We start from the raw sequence: 19,303 nt of genomic DNA, 5'->3' as shown, positions 1-19,303 counted from the left end.
GCCTGCTGGCGATTGCGGTACACCAGTCAACAATTTCTGTTCACTGGCACCGCTATCGCCAGCAGGCTAGCTCCCACAGGGATTGTGTAGTTCCAGGTAGTCAAGCGTTAACCTGACCCCTGCTGCTTCGACTGCGCGTCAATCGAAGAAGCAGGGGTTTTCTTTTGTCTGGAACTTTACGACTGGCTATCGCCTTCCTCGTCGTCACTGGAATCCGGTTCGTCGGTGGTCGAGTCATCACCGTTATCCGCGCCGCCCTGGCCCTGATCACCCGGTTCGGATTCGGACTTGGCGAGCATCAATCCACTGTCTCCGCTCTGCCCGCTCATCGCCTGGGTAGCGTGGTTCTCACACTCGGCCCAGACCGCCGCACTGCCGAGGGACAGCATCACGAAAACCTTCAACAGCAATACAACGCGTAGCAACCTGTTCATAACCGATTCCATCCTTTCGCAGGTGAAACTCAAGTGCCTGGCTGGCGCTGAGTAAAATCTAGTTCCGATCAGCCGGGTTCTCCAGACAGGACGCTATCGACTCGACGGAAATGCCATGGGCGTGGAGATTGGTTTGCGATAAGGGTTATGCCGAAAAGATAACAAGCTTGCTCCCTATGGAAGTTAACGATGATGCGCGCCTCCTGAAAAAACGCGGTGCAGCCGACACCATCGCGAGCAGGCTCGCTCCTACAGGAAACTGTGACAGGCAACAAAAAACCCCGCAGCTTTCGCAACGGGGTTTTGGGTATTTCGGGATCAGCGCTTAGTGATGCTCGCGCGTCGCGCGGAATTTCACGTCCGGCCAGCGCTCTTCCATCAGTGCCAGGTTGACCCGTGTAGGCGCCAGGTAGGTCAGGTGACCGCCGCCGTCCAGCGCCAGGTTTTCCACCGCCTTGTTGGAGAATTCCTCGAGCTTCTTCTTGTCACTGCACTCGACCCAACGCGCCGAGTAGACGGTGATCGGCTCGTAGGAACACTCGACCTTGTATTCCTCCTTCAAGCGGCTGGCGACCACGTCGAACTGCAGCACACCGACGGCGCCGAGAATGATGTCGTTGCTGCGCTCCGGGAAAAACACCTGGGTCGCGCCTTCTTCGGCCAGTTGTTGCAGGCCCTGGCGCAGTTGCTTGGATTTCAGCGGGTCCTTGAGGCGTACGCGGCGGAACAGTTCCGGGGCGAAGTGCGGGATACCGGTGAAGCCCAGGGTTTCGCCTTCGCTGAAGGTGTCGCCGATCTGGATGGTGCCGTGGTTGTGCAGACCGATGATGTCGCCGGCAAACGCCTCTTCCAGTTGCTCACGCTCGGAAGAGAAAAAGGTCAGCGCGTCACCGATCCGCACGTCTTTGCCGGTACGCACGTGGCGCATCTTCATGCCTTTTTCGTACTTGCCGGAGCAGATACGCATGAAGGCGATGCGGTCACGGTGTTTCGGGTCCATGTTCGCCTGGATCTTGAAGATGAAGCCCGAGAACTTCTCTTCGATCGGTTCCACGGTGCGCTCGTTGGCCACACGTGCCAGCGGACGCGGCGCCCAGTCGACCACGGCGTCGAGTACATGGTCGACACCGAAGTTGCCCAGCGCCGTACCGAAGAACACCGGGGTCAGCTGACCGTCGAGGAATTCCTGCTGGTTGAACTCGTGGCAGGCGCCCTGCACCAGTTCCAGCTGCTCGATGAAGCGCTCGTACTCGTCACCCAGGTGGGCGCGGGCTTCGTCGGAATCGAGTTTCTCGATGATCTTGGTTTCGGTGCGCTCGTGGCCATGACCGGCGGTGTAAACGATGATGTAGTCATCGGCGAGGTGATACACGCCTTTGAAGTCGCGGTAGCAACCGATCGGCCAGGTGATAGGCGCAGCCTTGATCTTCAGGACCGCTTCGATTTCGTCGAGCAGTTCGATCGGGTCGCGGATGTCACGGTCGAGTTTGTTGATGAAACTGACGATCGGCGTGTCACGCAGACGGCAGACGTCCATCAGGGCGATGGTGCGTGGCTCTACACCCTTACCGCCGTCGAGAACCATCAACGCCGAGTCGACCGCCGTCAGGGTGCGGTAGGTATCTTCGGAGAAGTCTTCGTGGCCCGGGGTGTCGAGCAGGTTGATCATGTGCTCGCGATACGGGAACTGCATGACCGACGTGGTAATCGAGATACCCCGCTGCTTTTCCATTTCCATCCAGTCGGAGGTGGCATGGCGGTCGGATTTGCGAGATTTCACCGTGCCGGCTACCGCAATCGCCTTGCCCATCAGCAAGAGCTTCTCGGTGATGGTGGTTTTACCGGCATCGGGGTGGGAAATAATGGCGAAAGTGCGGCGTTTCGCGACTTCGGCGGCCTGTTTGGTCATGGGAAATCGCCTGGCAGGTGATTCAAAAAAGGGCGGCGAGTATAGCGCAAACCGTCCGCCACAGACCACCGCTCGGCCCGTCGGCCGCGTCGATCAACAGAACCCTTGCAGGACATGAAGGGTGGCTAAATGCTGCCAATTATGGAACCTTTTAAAAGGTGGAGGCGTCCACTCCCCTGTTACGGCTTTCGTCAGGGGCTGAAAAATCAGCAAGTTAGCCTGACGAGGCTGCGCTTATGGCTCGATAAGCTGTACGCGTCCCGCCTGTAGGAGCGAGCCTGCTCGCGATGGACGTCAACGATAACGCTCGGTACCTGAATGTACGCGTTGTCTGGACGTTTTTCGCGAGCAGGCTCGCTCCTACAGTGGAACGTGCTCGGCATGAGCTGCTTCTCGCGAACGTTGATTTCCCGGCAACCAGCAATGGCATGCCACACGGGACTGCGCTCGCCGACAAAGAAAAAAGGAGTCCGCCTGTGGCTATCCACTATGGCAAAGGGCTGACAGGAGGCGCGCTGGTAATCGCCCTCCTGGCCCTGCTGATCCACTGGATCGGCGTCAACACGATCGAACACTACCGCGACGATTTGTTGTTTTACCTGCAAGCTCATCTGATTCTCGTCCTCGCTTCCATGCTGGCCGCCCTCGTCGTGGGCATCCCCGCCGGCATCTTCCTCAGCCGCCCGACCATGGTCGGCCGCGCCGAACGCTTCATGCAGGTCTTCAACATCGGCAACACCGTGCCGCCTCTCGCCGTGCTGGCCATCGCCCTGGGCATCCTGGGGATTGGCAGCGGTCCCGCGATCTTCGCCCTGTTCCTCGCCTCGCTGTTGCCGATCGTGCGCAACACCTATGAAGGCCTGAAAAACGTCCAGGGTTCACTCAAGGAAGCCGCCGTCGGCATCGGCATGACCCCGCGCCAGGTGCTGTGGAAAGTCGAATTGCCCAATGCCGTGCCGATCATCATCGGTGGCGTGCGCGTGGCACTGGCCATCAATGTCGGGACGGCGCCGCTGGCGTTCCTGATCGGCGCCAACAGTCTCGGCAGCCTGATTTTCCCCGGCATCGCCTTGAACAATCAGCCGCAACTGCTGCTGGGCGCGGCCTGCACCGCCCTGCTGGCCCTGCTGCTCGACGGTCTGGTGACACTGGCCAGCCGAACCTGGCTCGAACGCGGCTTGCGCCCGTCTTAAGCCTCGGTAAAGGAACGCTCATGAAGACATCAAGCTTTTTATTAGGCTGCATCCTGCTATGCGCAGGATTTGCCCAAGCGGCGGACAAGCCGCTGATCCGCATCGGCGCCCGCGTGTTCACCGAACAGACCCTGCTGGCGGAAATCACCTCCCAATACCTGCGCACCAAGGGTTACGACGTGCAAGTCACTGGTGGCCTGGGCAGTAATCTGGCCCGCAGCGCCCACGAAAGCGGTCAACTGGACATGCTCTGGGAATACACCGGCGTGTCGCTGGTGGCCTACAACCATGTGACCGAAAAACTCGACAGCGAACAGTCCTACACCCGGGTAAAAGAACTCGACGGTAAAAAAGGCCTGGTCTGGCTAACCCCGTCCAGATTCAGCAACACCTACGCCCTCGCATTGCCGAAGAACGTCGCCGATGCGTATCCGCAGATCAACACCATTAGCGATCTCAACAGGGTGCTGCGGGACGAGGCCAAGACCAATCACCTGGTAGCGCTGGACACTGAATTCGCCAACCGCTCCGACGGCCTCGATGGCATGGTCAAGCTGTACGGCATGAACCTGACCCGTAAAAACATCCGCCAGATGGACGCGGGCCTGGTTTATACCGCGCTGCGCAACGGTCAGGTATTTGCCGGCCTGGTCTACACCACAGACGGTCGCTTGAACGCCTTCAAACTCAAGTTGCTCGAAGACGACAAGCACTACTTCCCCGACTACACCGCCGCCCCGGTGGTGCGTCAGGCGTACCTCGATGCGCACCCGCAACTCGCCGGACAACTCAAGCCACTGGCCGAACTGTTCGACGACGACACCATGCGCCAGCTCAACGCGCGGGTTGATGTCGATCACGAAAGCCCCTCCGCCGTGGCCGCCGATTTCCTGCGCCAGCATCCACTGAACTGAACGAGGAAAAGCCATGGAATTCTTGAACGCCTTTTCCCATCTCGATTGGCCGCTGGTGCTGCACCTGACCTGGCAGCACATCACCCTGGTTGGCATCGCGGTGACGCTGGCGATTGTCGTTGGCGTGCCCCTGGGCATTTTGATGACCCGCTTCCCGACCCTCGCCGGGCCTTTGCAAGCCAGCGCCACGGTGCTGCTGACCGTGCCGTCGATTGCCCTGTTCGGCCTGCTGCTGCCGTTCTACTCCAAATTCGGCCAGGGCCTGGGCCCGATGCCGGCGATCACCGCGGTGTTTCTCTACTCACTGCTGCCAATCATGCGTAACACCTACCTGGCCCTGTCCGGCGTCGAACCGGGCATTCGCGAAGCCGCGCGCGGTATCGGCATGACCTTCGGCCAGCGCCTGCGCATGGTCGAACTGCCCATCGCCGTGCCGGTGATCCTCGCCGGCGTGCGCACCGCCGTGGTCATGAACATCGGTGTCATGACCATCGCCGCCACCATCGGCGCCGGCGGCCTCGGCGTGCTCATCCTCGCTTCCATCAGCCGCAGTGACATGTCGATGCTGATCGTCGGCGCCTTACTGGTCAGCCTGCTGGCCATCTTCGCCGACCTGCTTCTGCAGTGGCTGCAACGTTCGCTGACTCCGAAAGGACTGCTCAAATGATCGAACTTCAAAACCTGACCAAGACTTTTCAAAGCAACGGCAAAACTATTTCGGCCGTGAACGACGTAAGCCTGACCGTCAATGAAGGCGAAATCTGCGTGTTCCTCGGGCCATCGGGTTGCGGCAAAAGCACCACGTTGAAAATGATCAACCGCCTGATCAAGCCGACCTCGGGCAAGATCCTGATCAATGGCGAAGACACGACGGCTCTCGACGAAGTGACCCTGCGCCGCAACATCGGTTATGTCATCCAGCAGATCGGTCTGTTCCCGAACATGACCATCGAGGAAAACATCACCGTGGTTCCGCGCCTGTTAGGTTGGGACAAACAGAAATGCCACGACCGCGCTCGAGAACTGATGAGCATGATCAAGCTTGAGCCCAAGCAGTATCTGCATCGATACCCTCGGGAATTGTCCGGTGGCCAGCAGCAACGCATCGGTGTGATTCGCGCCCTGGCGGCGGATGCTCCGTTGCTGCTGATGGACGAACCGTTCGGCGCGGTCGACCCGATCAACCGTGAAATGATCCAGAACGAGTTCTTCGAGATGCAGCGGGCGCTGAACAAGACGGTGATCATGGTCAGCCATGACATCGACGAAGCGATCAAGCTGGGCGACAAGATCGCGATCTTCCGTGCTGGCAAACTGTTGCAGATCGACCATCCGGACACCCTGCTCGCCCATCCGGTGGATGACTTTGTCAGCAACTTCGTCGGCCAGGACAGCACCCTCAAGCGCCTGTTGCTGGTGAAAGCTGAAGATGCGGCGGACAACGCGCCATCGGTCAGCCCGGACACCCCGGTGGCCGACGCGCTGGAATTGATGGACGAACATGACCGGCGTTACGTGGTCGTCACCGACGGCGAGAACAAGGCGTTGGGCTATGTACGTCGCCGCGATCTGCACCGCCAGACCGGCACCTGCGGGCAATACTTGCGCGAGTTCAATGCCACGGCCGCCTACGACGAGCATTTGCGCATCCTGTTGTCGCGCATGTACGAGTTCAACCGTTCGTGGCTGCCAGTGATGGATGCAGAGCGGGTGTTCCTGGGTGAGGTGACACAGGAGTCGATCGCGGCTTATCTGAGTTCCGGGCGTTCGCGCGGGATGAAGACCAATATCGTCTCGCCGGCTGAGGCAGTGGTTGCCTGATAATCGAGTAAAAAACACAAATCTCTGTGGGAGCTAGCCTGCTAGCGATTGGGGAATACCAGTCAACACTGTTTTGATGATGAAATTGTCATCGCCAGCAGGCTGGCTCCCACAGGTTCTGTGCGATTTTTGAGTGATTCACAGGCCGGAAAAAAATATCAACAGTAGAGCCTGCAAAAGCCATCCACAAACACACACTTAAATAATCAAATTCCCTCTCAGTCCAGATTCTCGCAGCCAACGTCGCCGAAGTTGACGACATTGCACTTTCTAGAGACTTGGCGCACAAAAGCGTCGAACGTGCAGGTATTTTTAACACTTCATAAATCATCCGGAACATCCGGCTGTCATCTGTGTCAGTTAAAAAGGACTGTGCCGTTGCCGTGCGACAGACGAGTGCAAAAACGCGACATTTTTTGTTGATCTCAAGCCCCTCACGCCCTAAAGTTCGCGCCGAACGTCCATGCTGGAAACGATCCATCCGGCTCAAGTACTGACGACGAGACAGCAAGGCCAAGGGAAGCAACGCTACCCATGGCCTTTTTGCTTTCGGCGACATGCCTTGGGAAGTAGGCGAACCAAAGTGGGGATACGGAGGACGTTCATTTGCACCCATTGATAATTTTAGTTTGCCAGTAGGAGTTCCCAGCATGTCGATCCAGGTCGAAGACTATTTCGCGCGCGAAACCTTTCAAAAAATGAAGGCGTTCGCCGACAAGCAAGAAACCCCGTTCGTGGTGATCGACACCGCAATGATCAGCCAGGCTTATGACGACCTGCGCGCCGGTTTCGAATTCGCCAAGGTCTACTACGCGGTCAAGGCCAACCCGGCCGTGGAAATCATCGACCTGCTCAAGGAAAAAGGCTCGAGCTTCGACATCGCCTCGATCTATGAGCTGGACAAAGTGCTGAGCCGTGGCGTCGGCGCCGACCAGATCAGCTACGGCAACACCATCAAGAAATCCAAGGACATCCGCTACTTCTATGAGAAGGGCGTGCGTCTTTACGCAACCGACTCCGAAGCCGACCTGCGCAACATCGCCAAGGCTGCGCCGGGATCGAAAGTCTATGTGCGCATCCTGACCGAAGGCTCGACCACCGCCGATTGGCCGTTGTCGCGTAAATTCGGCTGCCAGACCGACATGGCCATGGACCTGTTGATTCTCGCCCGCGACCTCGGTCTGGTGCCTTACGGCATCTCGTTCCACGTCGGCTCGCAACAGCGCGATATCAGCGTCTGGGACGCGGCAATCGCCAAGGTCAAAGTGATCTTCGAGCGCTTGAAGGAAGAAGACGGCATTGAACTGAAGCTGATCAATATGGGCGGTGGCTTCCCGGCCAACTACATCACCCGCACCAACAGCCTGGAAACCTACGCTGAAGAAATCATCCGCTTCCTCAAGGAAGACTTCGGTGACGACCTGCCGGAAATCATCCTGGAACCCGGCCGTTCGCTGATCGCCAACGCCGGCATCCTGGTCAGCGAAGTGGTACTGGTCGCCCGTAAATCCCGTACCGCTGTAGAGCGTTGGGTGTACACGGATGTGGGCAAGTTCTCTGGCCTGATCGAAACCATGGACGAAGCCATCAAGTTCCCGATCTGGACCGAGAAGAAAGGCGAGATGGAAGAAGTCGTCATCGCCGGCCCAACCTGCGACAGCGCCGACATCATGTACGAAAACTACAAGTACGGCCTGCCGCTGAACCTGGCCATCGGTGATCGCCTGTACTGGCTGTCGACCGGTGCCTACACCACCAGCTACAGCGCCGTTGAGTTCAATGGCTTCCCACCGCTGAAGTCGTATTACGTCTAAGTCTCGCGAGTCACACCAAAAAGGCCTGTGAATATTCACAGGCCTTTTTTATTTCTTCCAAAATAATACGCCTTCGCCTGTTCGTTTTATACGACACACACTGAAAACCTTATGCACTTAACTTTAATAACAATCAGCGCTACTTTTCGCCTGCAATAAAATCAATTTCACAATGCTAAAACATAAAAAAGGATTTTCATGTTAGCCACTCAAGAATTAAAGATAACTTCCGAAGACCTTAACAAACTTACCACTGAATTTATGGACGCGGTCTCCGGAACCCTCCCTGGCGTCGAGCGAGATCCAGGACTATTAGTCACGAACGAAGACGTACGGAGGATCAAACGCTACGTCAAGGGCGGGCTAGAACTCCCTATCGACGAAAAAGAAATCGAGCAGATTCACAAATTAGACCAGCTGAATATCAGCGGCCTCAAATCGGCTGACCTGCAACTTTTATTCATGAAAATGAAAGATCATGCTGGAACCTGGTCAGCACTTGAATCCAGCATGAAGGCCGTCGGTTCTGACCTTCACGTATTTTCCGATAACATTACATCTAACTGCACAGCCATTATTGAATACCTCAAGACGCTTCCAAGCTATGTGAGTGGCGTGGGCAAAATTGGCGGTCTGCCCCCGGAAGAAATCGACAAGCTTCCAGAGATCATATTAACCGGGGAAGAGAAGAAAAAAATCCCGACCTTACTTGAGTTGGTCGACGAACTTAAAATCGTCATCACCGCGCACAGCCAAAGCACAAAACTCACAAAAACAGCAATAACCGATTTCAAACACGGCATAACAAACATTATCAAACCGGAACTCGGTTTAAAAATTGCCCTTTGCAACAGTCAGAATTTTAGCGATGAGATAAAACAATACAACCAACGACTTGACGTCATTAACGCCAGGATCGATCAAAAAAACGCGGAAATCGCAGAATACAGTAGAAATAAATGGTGGGGTGTTATCGGCGGGGTCGTCGGTTTTATTATCACCTCGTCGATTTACGGCAGCAAAGCCCAGCAAGCACGAAATGAACTGGACCAGCTGACTGACGAACGGCGCGATATCGAAAAAAAACTTGCGACAACCAACACATTCCTTGCATCGCTGCTCGCATTTGAAACCAACCTCCAGGACCTGCAGGTCCGGGTGGAGGGCGCCTCGGGCAGCTCGTCGAATCTGGAAAGCCTCTGGGAACTTATCCAGGCCTATGTCGAGTCTTCCAGTAAAAGACTCGATGGTGTGACCAACGCCATGTACTTGGTGTCTTTCGTTTCGAGGTTGACCAGCATGACGGAGAATTGGAAAGCGATCAAGAAACAGGCAGGTGATTTATTGACCGCCTTTAACAATGCATCACATGAGTCCTGAGACCTGGAAAGCAAATAAAGCGCCTTTGCGATATTTATTAATCATCATGCATCCATCTTTTAGACATCGAGATCACCATGACCGTACACACCATCGACACCTCGTTTCAGTACCCTGCACCCGACATGAACAAGATTTACAAAAGCAGGGAGGAACTCAATTACAAGATCCGCACACTCGGCAACCTTTACTTACCCGTACTCGCCGAAGAGCTGAAAGGACTGGAAAAAGAAATAAACACTACTGACGCCCAGGCACTTAAAGCAATCACCCTGATACCTTCAGCATTGCAAACAAGTGAAATTCTACAGTACTACACCATCATCGAAAACCTTAAAAACGAGAACCCGACAAGCGAACAGAAAGAAGCCATTGACAGTTTTTATGGCGAAATAAAATCGCTGATCGGCAACTCCACCACCGAGACACTTAAGCTCTTCACAGAACTCAACAACAGCCTGACAAATCTGCAGGCCGTTACGCTCAGCGACAACCAATATCGAATCAATGAACTGGACACATCGATCCTCAAAATCTCCCCGCAACTTTCCGAAGAGGAAAGTGCCATCGAACGTCTGGTAACCGATGAAACGGCGCTGAACGAGGCCATCAAGATCATTGAAGCAACCGACACCTTCTCCTTGATAAAAGATGTTTTTCTCAGCCTCGAAAAACTGGCGGCTCTCAATTTGTCCGCACCTCAACTTGAACTGGTTAAAGCAGGTATTGGCGCGGCCGGAAAAATCCTGGATTTGGTCAGCAACGCCATCAAGTATGACAATCTGGTCACAGCCAGGCGCCAGACTCAAACAAAACTGGATAATCGTCGCCTCAATCTCGCCGGCATCAAGAAAGAGCTAAAAACACTGGAAGATCGAAAGTTTCAATTACTGGAACTGCAAGCGATCAAAAACCCAAGAGAGACTTATACGCATGAAATAAGCACGCTCACCGAATCCGTCGAAAAATTTCTGCAGATCAACAGCTACGAAGCTTCAGACGACTTGCACGCCGTTGTTAAACGTTTCATCGAGCAGACAAATGTGTTCGTGGCGCACCTGAACAGCCTTCGCAAGGAATGGCGCAGCTAAACCGGGATCCATCCGGTTGGCCTCAGCCGATCAGGACAATACGAGCGAAAAAGCAAACCGTGCTTTTTCGCTCCACCTGGATGGCACCTTCCTATTGAAGAGAACTCATCACTCCAGCCTCGGCTCTGAGCGCCTCGCCTTCCAGGTGAGCAGCGCGTTGTCGGTAGTCCTGCGCCAACGCCCGGAGTTGCGGATGAGGAGCCTGTAACAGCGTTCGGCTACTGACGCGCAGGAAGTTCAGATTGCCGGCCGCCAACGCCCGGTGCAGCCACAAGAATGCCTCCTCGACTCTCCCGTCGTCCGCCAGAACGGACGCATAACTGAATTGCCCCCGAAAATCCCCGCCTTCGGCAGAACGTCGATACCACTCAAATGCCGCAGCCGAGTCAGCCGGGCAGTGCTGGCCTTCCTCGAGGTAGCGCCCCAACAGGTTCATCGATTTGGCGTGCCCGAGTTCGGCGGCGCGCTGATACAGCTTCAGCGCCTGTGCTTGATCCTCGATGACCCCACGCCCGGTCGCCAGCAGATTGGCGTAGTTGTACATCGCCCAATCCAGCCCACCCTCGGCGGCCTGACGATAATGCCTGGCAGCGATTGCAGCATCGGCCGTGCAACCCCAGCCATGTTCATGGCATCGACCGAGCATATTGCGCGCCATCAGATGTCCGCCTTGGGCGGCGATCCCGAACCAGCGCACCGCCAGTGACTGATCCCGAGCGATGCCCCGCCCTTCCAGCAGAATCTGTCCCAGCAAGGCCTGTGCATCGAGAAGCCCTGCACGGGCGGCAAGCAGAATCGCCTGGGCGGCACGGGCCGGGCTTTCATCGAGCATGGCGTTGAGCGCATCAGTGTCGAGAATCTCTTCGCGGTGCGACCTGAAGTCCAGCACTTACACCTCGACCCAGCGGCGCAACAGGTTGTGATAGGTGCCAGTCAGGCGGATCAGCGAAGGGTGGTCGGGCAGGTCCTGGGTCAGTTGGCGAATCGCGCCATCCATTTCAAACAGCAACGCACGCTGGCTGTCTTCGCGCACCAGGCTTTGGGTCCAGAAAAAAGAAGCGTAGCGGGCTCCGCGAGTGACCGCATTGACCTTGTGCAGGCTGGTGCCGGGGTACAGCACCATGTCACCGGCCGGCAACTTCACGCGCTGGGTGCCGTAGGTGTCCTGGATTTCCAGTTCGCCGCCGTCGTAATCCGCAGGCTCGCTGAAAAACACTGTTGCCGACAGATCGGTTCGCACCCGCTCAATGCTGCCCTTGGGTTGACGTACGGCGTTGTCGATATGGAAATCGAAACTGCCACCGGCCGTGTAACAGTTCAGCAACGGAGGAAAGACTTTGTGCGGTAGCGCGGCAGACATGAACTGCGGATTTTTCCACAGTCGCTCCAGCATCGCCGCGCCGATCTCCTTGGCCAACGGATGGCCTTCCGGCAATTGCAGATTGTGCTTGGCCTTGGCTGACTGGTAACCGGCAGTGATTTTACCGTCCGCCCAATCGGCCTGCTCCAGAGCCTCGCGAATGCGCTGCACTTCTTCTTTTTCGAATAAGCCGGGGATGTGCAGCAACATGGGCAAGGCACCAGAAAGCAAAGGGGCGCCAATGGTATTGATTCTTATTGCCTGTGTAAAACCCGCCAGACGAATGAAACGGTAAAAACCGTAAGGGTAAATTGTAAAGAATGTAAATTCATCGCGAATAGTAATGTTTCGCAATTGATACGAATACGTATTTACCCTATATTCCGCCGCCTCAAATCCTTGGGGAGGGGAATAAAAATGTCACGCCAACAACCACAGCTACCTGTCAGTTCACCGCGTCTACTCGCCTCTGCGATTGGTATGGCGATCACCGCCGGCTCCGCGGGCCACATGGTATTCGCGGCTGAAAAGACCGACGAGAAAGCACCGAGCAACACCATCTCCCTCGGTGCAACCGCTATCACCGGCGAAGCGCAAGACCAGACCTCCTACAACGTCGAAAAAGCCTCCTCGCCCAAGTACACCGCGCCGCTGGTGGACACACCGCGCTCGATCACAGTGATCCCGCAGCAAGTGCTCAAGGACACCGGCGCCATGAACATGCAGGACGCGCTGCGTACCGTTCCCGGCATCACCTTCGGTGCCGGTGAAGGCGGCAACCCACAAGGCGACCGTCCGTTCATTCGTGGTTTCGATGCCCAGGGCGATACTTACCTGGACGGCGTGCGCGATACCGGTTCGCAGAGCCGGGAGATCTTCGCCGTTGAATCGATCGAAGTCAGCAAAGGACCGAACTCGGCCATTGGCGGCCGTGGCGCTGCCGGCGGCAGCATCAACCTGGTGAGCAAAAAAGCGCACCTGGGCGATTCGTTCGACGGTGGTTTTACCTGGGGTTCTGACCAGACCCAGCGTTACACCATGGACGGCAACTATCAGTTCTCCGACACCGCCGCTGGCCGTCTGAACCTGATGAGCCATGAAAGCAACGTCGCCGGCCGCGACAGCGTCGATTACGATCGCTGGGGCGTCGCTCCGTCGCTGGCCTTTGGCCTGGGCACCGATACCCGGGTCAATCTCGATTACTACCATCTGGAAAGTAACGACACGCCGGACTCGGGTATCCCCTACTCCATTCCGACTGCAGGCTCCGCTGCCCGCACCAAGTCCAACCCGGACAAACCAAACGACGGCGGCGACAGCAGCAATTTCTACGGCCTGGACAACCGCGATTTCCGCAAGGGCCGCACCGACACCGCGACCATCGCCATCGAGCACGACCTGAACGACGCGCTGACCGTCAAGAACACCCTGCGCCACGGCACCAGCATGCAGGACTACATCCTGACCCAGCCGGACGACAGCAAGGGCAACGTCAACAACGGCAGCGTCTGGCGTCGTGCCAACACCCGCGTGAGCAACACCGAAACGACCACGAACCAGACCGATCTGTTCGGCGATTTCCATATCGCCGGGTTCAAGAACAGTTTCGCCACCGGTATCGAGTTCACCCACGAGGAGAGCCAGAAATCCTCGTACAACGTCAACACCGATACCACCCCGGCAACAGCCGCCGCGACCACCAATTGCAGTCCTGCGTTGATTGGTCCTCGTAGCGGATACAACTGTACTTCGCTGGCAAACCCGATCCCGAGCGATCCGTGGAACGGTGCCATCTCACGTAACTACGCCGGCACCGACACCAAGGCCGACACCTATGCGTTGTACGCGTTCGATACGCTTGAGCTGTCCGAACAATGGCTGGTGAACATGGGCCTGCGTTACGACCATTTCGACACGAGCTACAAAACCTACACCAACGCCGGCACCACCACCTCCAAGGGCGACGACGTCAGTGAATTCGTGACCGGTCAATTCGGTGTGGTCTACAAACCGGCGGAGAACGGCAGCATCTATGCGTCGTACGCGACGTCCGCCACCCCACCGGGCACTACCCTCGGCGACGGTCAGGAAGGCAACCCGCTGGGCGGCACGCCTGATCGCAACGGCAACCTGCTGAGCAGCGACATGGAGCCGGAAACCACCAAGAACTACGAAATCGGCACCAAGTGGGATCTGATGAACGATCGTCTGTCGCTGACCGCCGATATCTTCCGCACCGAGAAGGAAAACGCCCGGGTACAGACCAACACCACGTCCTATGAAAACGTCGGCAAAACCCGCGTTCAAGGTGTTGAACTGTCGGCTACCGGTAAAATCACCGACAAATGGCAGGTCTTCGCCGGTTACGCCTACATGGACAGCGAACAGATCGATGGCGGTCCGCTGGGCAAGGCCAACGATGGCAACGAACTGCCTAACACGCCGAAAAACAGCGCCAGCCTCTGGACGACCTATCAGGTCACGCCGAAGCTGACCATCGGCGGCGGCGCGTTCTACGTCGATGACGTGTTCGGCAGCGTGGCCAACACCACCATGGTCGATTCCTACGTTCGTTACGATGCAATGGCCGCCTACAAGCTGACCAAAAACATCGACCTGCAACTGAACGTGCAGAACCTGACCGACGAAACCTACTACGACAAGGCCTTCTCGACTCACTTCGCCAACCAGGCGGCGGGCCGTACTGCCTTGCTGAGCACCAACTTCCACTTCTGATACGCGACCTCTGTAGGAGCGAGCCTGCTCGCGATGGACTGGAGAACAACGCGGGGTGTCAGGTTCTACGCGTTATCGTTGACGACCATCGCGAGCAGGCTCGCTCCTACAGGAGGGTGAAGGCCGAAACAGCGCCTGGCCCCGTTCATCCAGATGAACGGGGCTTTTGCGTGTAAAAAAGAATGCTTCTCGACAACCCACGGCATAATGCGCGCCGTGATGACTTTTGAACGAACAAGGCGAGCGACGTGTTGAAGAAAACCCTGTTCCAGTTGCACTGGTTTTTTGGCATCAGCGCCGGACTCGTCCTGGCCCTGATGGGCATCACCGGGGCGACGGTATCGTTTCAGGATGAAATCCTGTATGCGCTGAACCCATCGGTCTTGCAGGTCCACAAGCAGGTCGCCGGGGTGCTGCCGCCCGCCGAACTGGTGGAGAAGATCGAAACGGCCACGGGCAACAAAGTGGCGGGGCTCTCGGTCGACATCGACAGCGGCATTGCCGCGAAAGTGTTCTTCACACCGCCACCGGGCCAACGTCGCGGACCGATGCGTTACTTCGATCCTTACACCGCCGAGCTGCTGGGCGACGCCACTGGCCAGGACTTCTTCGGCCTGATGCTGCAATTGCACCGTTTCCTCGCCATGGGCGATACCGGTCGGCAAATCACCGGGGCCTGTACGTTGATCCTGGTGTTCTTCTGCCTCTCCGGCCTGTACTTGCGCTGGCCCCGCCAATGGAAAAGCTGGCGCGCCTGGCTGACCCTCGACTGGAAGAAAAAAGGTCGCAGCTTCAACTGGGACCTGCACTCGGTCGCCGGCACCTGGTGCCTGGTGTTTTACCTCCTGGCCGCCTTGACCGGGTTGTCCTGGTCCTACGAGTGGTACAACAAGGGCCTGACCCGTTTGCTCTCCGATTCGCCGCAGAACGAGCGCGTTCGCGGTGGTCGTGGCCCGGCGCCTGGCGGTCCGGCGCCGACGGCCGATTATTCGGCCATGTGGCTGAGTATCTATAGCGCTGCCGGTCCCAACCTGAGCTTCTATAACACGCGCATGCCGCCCGTCGCCGGGCAACCGGCGACCGTGTTCTACCTGCTGAAAAACTCACCCCATGACCGCGCGCTGAACCAGATCACCCTCGATCCGGTCACCGGCGAAATCAAACGGCACGAGCGCTACAGCGACAAGAGCCTCAAGGCGCAATTGCTGACCAGCCTCTATGCGCTGCACGTCGGTAGCTACTTCGGCATCGTCGGGCGGATCATCCTGACGATCGCCGCGCTGAGCATGCCGCTGTTTTTCGTCACGGGCTGGCTGTTGTACCTCGATCGTCGCCGCAAAAAACGCCAGATCAAAGACGCCCGTAAAGACCTCGCCCAACCCGGTGGCGATGCCCCGGCGTGGCTGATCAGTTTCGCCAGCCAGAGTGGCTTTGCCGAGCAACTGGCCTGGCAGACGGCCGGCCAATTACAAGCGGCCGGCCTGCCAGTGAAAGTGCTACCGCTGGCGACTGTCAGCGAGCAGGACCTGCGGAGTTCGAACAACGCGCTGTTCGTGGTCAGCACCTTCGGCGACGGCCAGGCACCGGACAGCGCCCGTGGTTTTGAACGCAAGGTGCTGGGGCGGGCGTCGAGCCTGGAGAGCTTGAACTACGCGGTGCTCGGTCTCGGCGACCGGCAGTATCAACACTTCTGCGGCTTTGCCCGGCGCTTGCACAGCTGGCTGGGCGAACACGGCGGCAAGACCCTGTTCCCCCCGGTGGAAGTCGACAGCGGCGACCCTTACGCCTTGCGTCACTGGCAGCAACAACTGGGGCTGCTGACCGGACAAGCACCGGTCGACACCTGGCAAGCTCCGAGCTATGACAACTGGCCGCTGGTTCGTCGCGAGTTGCTCAACCCGGACAGCAGCGGCTCGCCCGTGTACTTGCTGGGCCTCAAACCGCCCACCACCAGCAGTTGGCTGGCAGGCGATCTGGTGGAAGTGTTACCGCGCAATGGCTCCTGGGCGATCGAGCATTTCCTCGACGGCATGGGGATTGACGGTCGCGCCACGATTGAATTCGATGGCCGGTCGCAGCCTCTGGAGCAAGCCCTCGCCAGCCGCCAACTGCCGGCGAATCGGGCGCATCTGGTCGGTTTGCATGCCCAGGCGCTGGTGGATGCGCTGGTGCCTTTGGCCCTGCGCGAATACTCCATTGCCTCGATTGCCGCCGATGGCGTACTGGAGCTGATCGTTCGCCAGGAACTGCACCCCGATGGCAGCCTGGGCGTCGGCTCCGGCTGGCTGACCGAACACGCGCCGGTGGGCAGCACCATCCACCTGCGTGTGCGCCGCAACAGTGGTTTCCATCTGCCGTCAGACCCCGTGCCCATGATCCTGCTGGGCAACGGTACCGGGCTGGCCGGGCTGCGCAGCCTGCTCAAAGCGCGGATTGCCGACGGCCAACAACGTCACTGGCTGTTGTTCGGCGAGCGCAATCGGGAACACGACTATCTGTGTCGGGACGAGTTGGAAGAGTGGTTGATTTCGGGAGATCTGCAGCGCCTGGACCTGGCGTTCTCGCGGGATCAGGCGGAGAAAATCTACGTGCAGGATCGCCTGCGCGAATCAGCCGCGGAATTGAAGAAGTGGCTGGCTGAAGGTGCGGTGATTTACATCTGCGGCAGCTTGCAGGGCATGGCTTCGGGAGTCGATCAAGTGCTCAACGATGTACTCGGCGCTGCCGAAGTGGAACGCCTGATCGAACAGGGCCGCTACCGCCGCGACGTTTACTGACGCGGCACAACCCCCCTGAAGGAGCGAGCCTGCTCGCGATGAACTCAAAGACACCGCGGACTATCAGATTCCCCGCGTTATCGTTGACCACCATCGCGAGCAGGCTCGCTCCTACAGGGTGGGGATCAGGCGCTGACGGGCTCGATCGCCAACTCCGTCACCTCAGGCCGCTTGACCAGCGCATACACCACCGCCGTCAACAAACTCCCCGCCACGATCGCCAGCAAATACAGCAACGCATGGTTGATCGCGTTCGGGATGGCCAGCACGAACAATCCACCGTGGGGCGCCATCAGCTTGCAGCCGAAATACATCGACAACGCGCCGGTCAGCGCGCCACCGGCGATGCTCGCCGGAATCACCCGCAACGGGTCCTTGGCAGCGAACGGAATCGCCCCTTCGGAGATGAAGCACAATCCCAGCACCAGCGCCGCTTTACCCGCCTCGCGCTCGGTCTGGGCAAACTTGCGCCGGGCGATGAACGTGGCAATGCCGAGGCCAATCGGCGGCACCATGCCGGCCGCCATGGTCGCAGCCATCGGTGCATAACTCTGCGAGGCCAGCAGCCCGACCGAGAACGCATAGGCCGCCTTGTTGATCGGCCCGCCAAGATCGACGCACATCATTCCGCCCAGCAACACGCCCAGCAGGATCGCATTGGTGGTGCCCATGCTGTCGAGGAAATGCGTGAGCCCTTCGAGCATCCCGGCCACGGGTTTGCCGACCACGTAGATCATCACCAGGCCCGTGAACAGACTGGCCAGCAACGGGATGATCAGGATCGGCTTGAGCGCTTCAAGGCTTTGCGGCAAACGCGCATAACGATTGATCGCCTGGGCGGCGTAGCCGGCGAGGAAACCGGCAATGATCCCGCCGATAAAACCGGCACCGAGGGAGCTCGCCAGCAACCCGCCGATCATCCCCGGCGCCAGGCCCGGACGGTCGGCGATGGAGTAAGCGATGTAACCCGCCAGCAACGGCACCATCAGCTTGAACGCGGTCTCGCCGCCGATCTGCATCAAAGCCGCCGCCAAGGTGCCCGGTTCCTTGAACGCAGTGATGCCAAACACAAACGACAAGGCAATCATCAGGCCGCCCGCCACCACCATCGGCAACATGAACGACACGCCGGTCAGCAGGTGTTTGTAGATGCCGGTCTTCTCGGCCTTGACCGGGCCATTGGCGCCGCTGGCGGCGCTTTCCTGCGTGCCTTCGGCCAGCGCTTTGTTCAACGTGGCTTCGGCCTGCTTGAGGGCAATGCCGGTGCCGCAGCGATAAATTTTCTTGCCGGCGAAACGCTCGGTGGCGACTTCGATATCGCAAGCCAGCAGTACCACGTCGGCCTCGGCGATGGCTTGCGCACTCAGCGGATTGCGCGCCCCAACGGAGCCCTGGGTTTCCACTTGCAGGTCGTAACCCAGGCGCTTGGCCGCTTGCTGCAAGGCTTCGGCGGCCATGAAAGTGTGGGCGACGCCGGTCGGGCATGCCGTGATCGCGACCAGGCGCGGTGCGTTTTTGCTCACTGCAACCGGTGCGGCGACGGTTTCGGGTGCAACGTATACCCGAGCCTCTTCGGCGCCACGGCGCAACACCGCCTCGACGTCCTGCAGGGCTTGCGCCGGGGTGCTCTGGAACACCCGCTTGCCGACGAATCGCGACATGTCCACCGGGGCGCTGGTCACCAGCAGTACCCACTCGGCGGCCTCGATCGTCGCCGCCGACAATTGCCGTTCAGGATGCGCCGCGTCGTTCACTTCGACACTGGTGCTCCAGCCCTGACGCTGGGCCGCTGCATCCAGCAGACGAGCGCACAGCACACTGGTGACCATGCCGTTCGGGCAGGCAGTAACAATGGCTAATTTCATGACCAACCC

The 19,303-nt window shown here is 58.2% G+C and carries 15 protein-coding genes; 9 read left to right on the top strand and 6 right to left on the bottom strand.

Features of this window, described 5'->3' with window-relative positions:
• Positions 1-176 precede the first annotated feature (176 nt).
• Together GQ39_RS29350 and GQ39_RS29345 are read right to left on the bottom strand one after the other, a co-directional pair.
• Complete coding sequence (locus GQ39_RS29350) at positions 177-434, bottom strand: hypothetical protein (protein WP_047537594.1); 258 nt, start codon at positions 432-434, stop codon at positions 177-179.
• Between the two features lie 325 nt (positions 435-759).
• On the bottom strand, positions 760-2,343 hold the full coding sequence (locus GQ39_RS29345) for a peptide chain release factor 3 (protein ID WP_047537591.1): 1,584 nt from the start codon (positions 2,341-2,343) through the stop codon (positions 760-762).
• A 476-nt stretch (positions 2,344-2,819) separates the two neighbouring features.
• Between GQ39_RS29345 and GQ39_RS29340 the strand changes: the two genes are divergently transcribed.
• From GQ39_RS29340 to GQ39_RS29325, 4 genes are read left to right on the top strand one after another with little or no spacing between them, the layout of a single operon-like run.
• On the top strand, positions 2,820-3,536 hold the full coding sequence (locus GQ39_RS29340; protein WP_047537588.1) for an ABC transporter permease: 717 nt from the start codon (positions 2,820-2,822) through the stop codon (positions 3,534-3,536).
• A 20-nt stretch (positions 3,537-3,556) separates the two neighbouring features.
• Entirely contained in the window at positions 3,557-4,450 is an 894-nt protein-coding gene (locus tag GQ39_RS29335) for a glycine betaine ABC transporter substrate-binding protein (protein WP_047537585.1), read from the top strand.
• A gap of 13 nt (positions 4,451-4,463) precedes the next feature.
• Positions 4,464-5,117, top strand: a complete 654-nt coding sequence (locus tag GQ39_RS29330) for an ABC transporter permease (RefSeq protein WP_047537582.1) — start codon at positions 4,464-4,466, stop codon at positions 5,115-5,117.
• Positions 5,114-6,271 carry an osmoprotectant ABC transporter ATP-binding protein OsmV gene (locus GQ39_RS29325; protein WP_047537579.1) on the top strand — a complete coding sequence of 386 codons (1,158 nt, stop codon included), beginning with the start codon at positions 5,114-5,116 and terminating at the stop codon, positions 6,269-6,271. Before GQ39_RS29330 ends, GQ39_RS29325 begins: the two co-directional genes overlap by 4 nt.
• A gap of 88 nt (positions 6,272-6,359) precedes the next feature.
• On the opposite strand, the gene GQ39_RS32760 is transcribed toward GQ39_RS29325, so the two are convergent.
• Positions 6,360-6,923 carry a hypothetical protein gene (locus tag GQ39_RS32760; protein ID WP_139213639.1) on the bottom strand — a complete coding sequence of 188 codons (564 nt, stop codon included), beginning with the start codon at positions 6,921-6,923 and terminating at the stop codon, positions 6,360-6,362.
• Between GQ39_RS32760 and GQ39_RS29320 the strand changes: the two genes are divergently transcribed.
• The 3 genes from GQ39_RS29320 (at position 6,922) to GQ39_RS29310 (ending at position 10,556) form a co-directional block, all read left to right on the top strand.
• Entirely contained in the window at positions 6,922-8,085 is a 1,164-nt protein-coding gene (locus tag GQ39_RS29320; protein ID WP_047537576.1) for a type III PLP-dependent enzyme, read from the top strand. The two genes, GQ39_RS32760 and GQ39_RS29320, sit on opposite strands and share 2 nt — an antisense overlap.
• A 198-nt stretch (positions 8,086-8,283) precedes the next feature.
• Positions 8,284-9,465, top strand: a complete 1,182-nt coding sequence (locus GQ39_RS29315) for an alpha-xenorhabdolysin family binary toxin subunit A (protein ID WP_047537573.1) — start codon at positions 8,284-8,286, stop codon at positions 9,463-9,465.
• 77 nt (positions 9,466-9,542) lie between these two features.
• Positions 9,543-10,556, top strand: coding sequence for an alpha-xenorhabdolysin family binary toxin subunit B (locus GQ39_RS29310; RefSeq protein ID WP_047537570.1), 1,014 nt, complete (start codon positions 9,543-9,545; stop codon positions 10,554-10,556).
• 91 nt (positions 10,557-10,647) lie between these two features.
• Here GQ39_RS29310 and GQ39_RS29305 read toward each other — a convergent pair whose 3' ends face one another.
• Together GQ39_RS29305 and GQ39_RS29300 are read right to left on the bottom strand one after the other, a co-directional pair.
• Entirely contained in the window at positions 10,648-11,388 is a 741-nt protein-coding gene (locus GQ39_RS29305) for a tetratricopeptide repeat protein (RefSeq protein ID WP_442961756.1), read from the bottom strand.
• A gap of 57 nt (positions 11,389-11,445) precedes the next feature.
• Positions 11,446-12,126, bottom strand: coding sequence for a Fe2+-dependent dioxygenase (locus tag GQ39_RS29300; RefSeq protein ID WP_047537568.1), 681 nt, complete (start codon positions 12,124-12,126; stop codon positions 11,446-11,448).
• Between the two features lie 207 nt (positions 12,127-12,333).
• Between GQ39_RS29300 and GQ39_RS29295 the strand changes: the two genes are divergently transcribed.
• On the top strand, positions 12,334-14,652 hold the full coding sequence (locus GQ39_RS29295) for a TonB-dependent receptor (RefSeq protein WP_047537565.1): 2,319 nt from the start codon (positions 12,334-12,336) through the stop codon (positions 14,650-14,652).
• A gap of 248 nt (positions 14,653-14,900) precedes the next feature.
• Complete coding sequence (locus GQ39_RS29290) at positions 14,901-17,429, top strand: PepSY domain-containing protein (RefSeq protein ID WP_047537562.1); 2,529 nt, start codon at positions 14,901-14,903, stop codon at positions 17,427-17,429.
• A gap of 125 nt (positions 17,430-17,554) precedes the next feature.
• On the opposite strand, the gene GQ39_RS29285 is transcribed toward GQ39_RS29290, so the two are convergent.
• The gene (locus tag GQ39_RS29285; protein WP_047537560.1) at positions 17,555-19,294 is read right to left on the bottom strand and encodes a PTS fructose-like transporter subunit IIB; all 1,740 of its coding nucleotides are present in this window, start codon (positions 19,292-19,294) and stop codon (positions 17,555-17,557) included.
• Between the last annotated feature and the right edge of the window lie 9 nt (positions 19,295-19,303).

The sequence above is a fragment of the Pseudomonas sp. 11/12A genome (genome assembly GCF_000800055.1).
GTDB lineage: Bacteria > Pseudomonadota > Gammaproteobacteria > Pseudomonadales > Pseudomonadaceae > Aquipseudomonas > Aquipseudomonas mohnii.
Note: the sequence above shows the minus strand (reverse complement) of the source record. Positions and strands in the feature narration are given on the sequence as shown.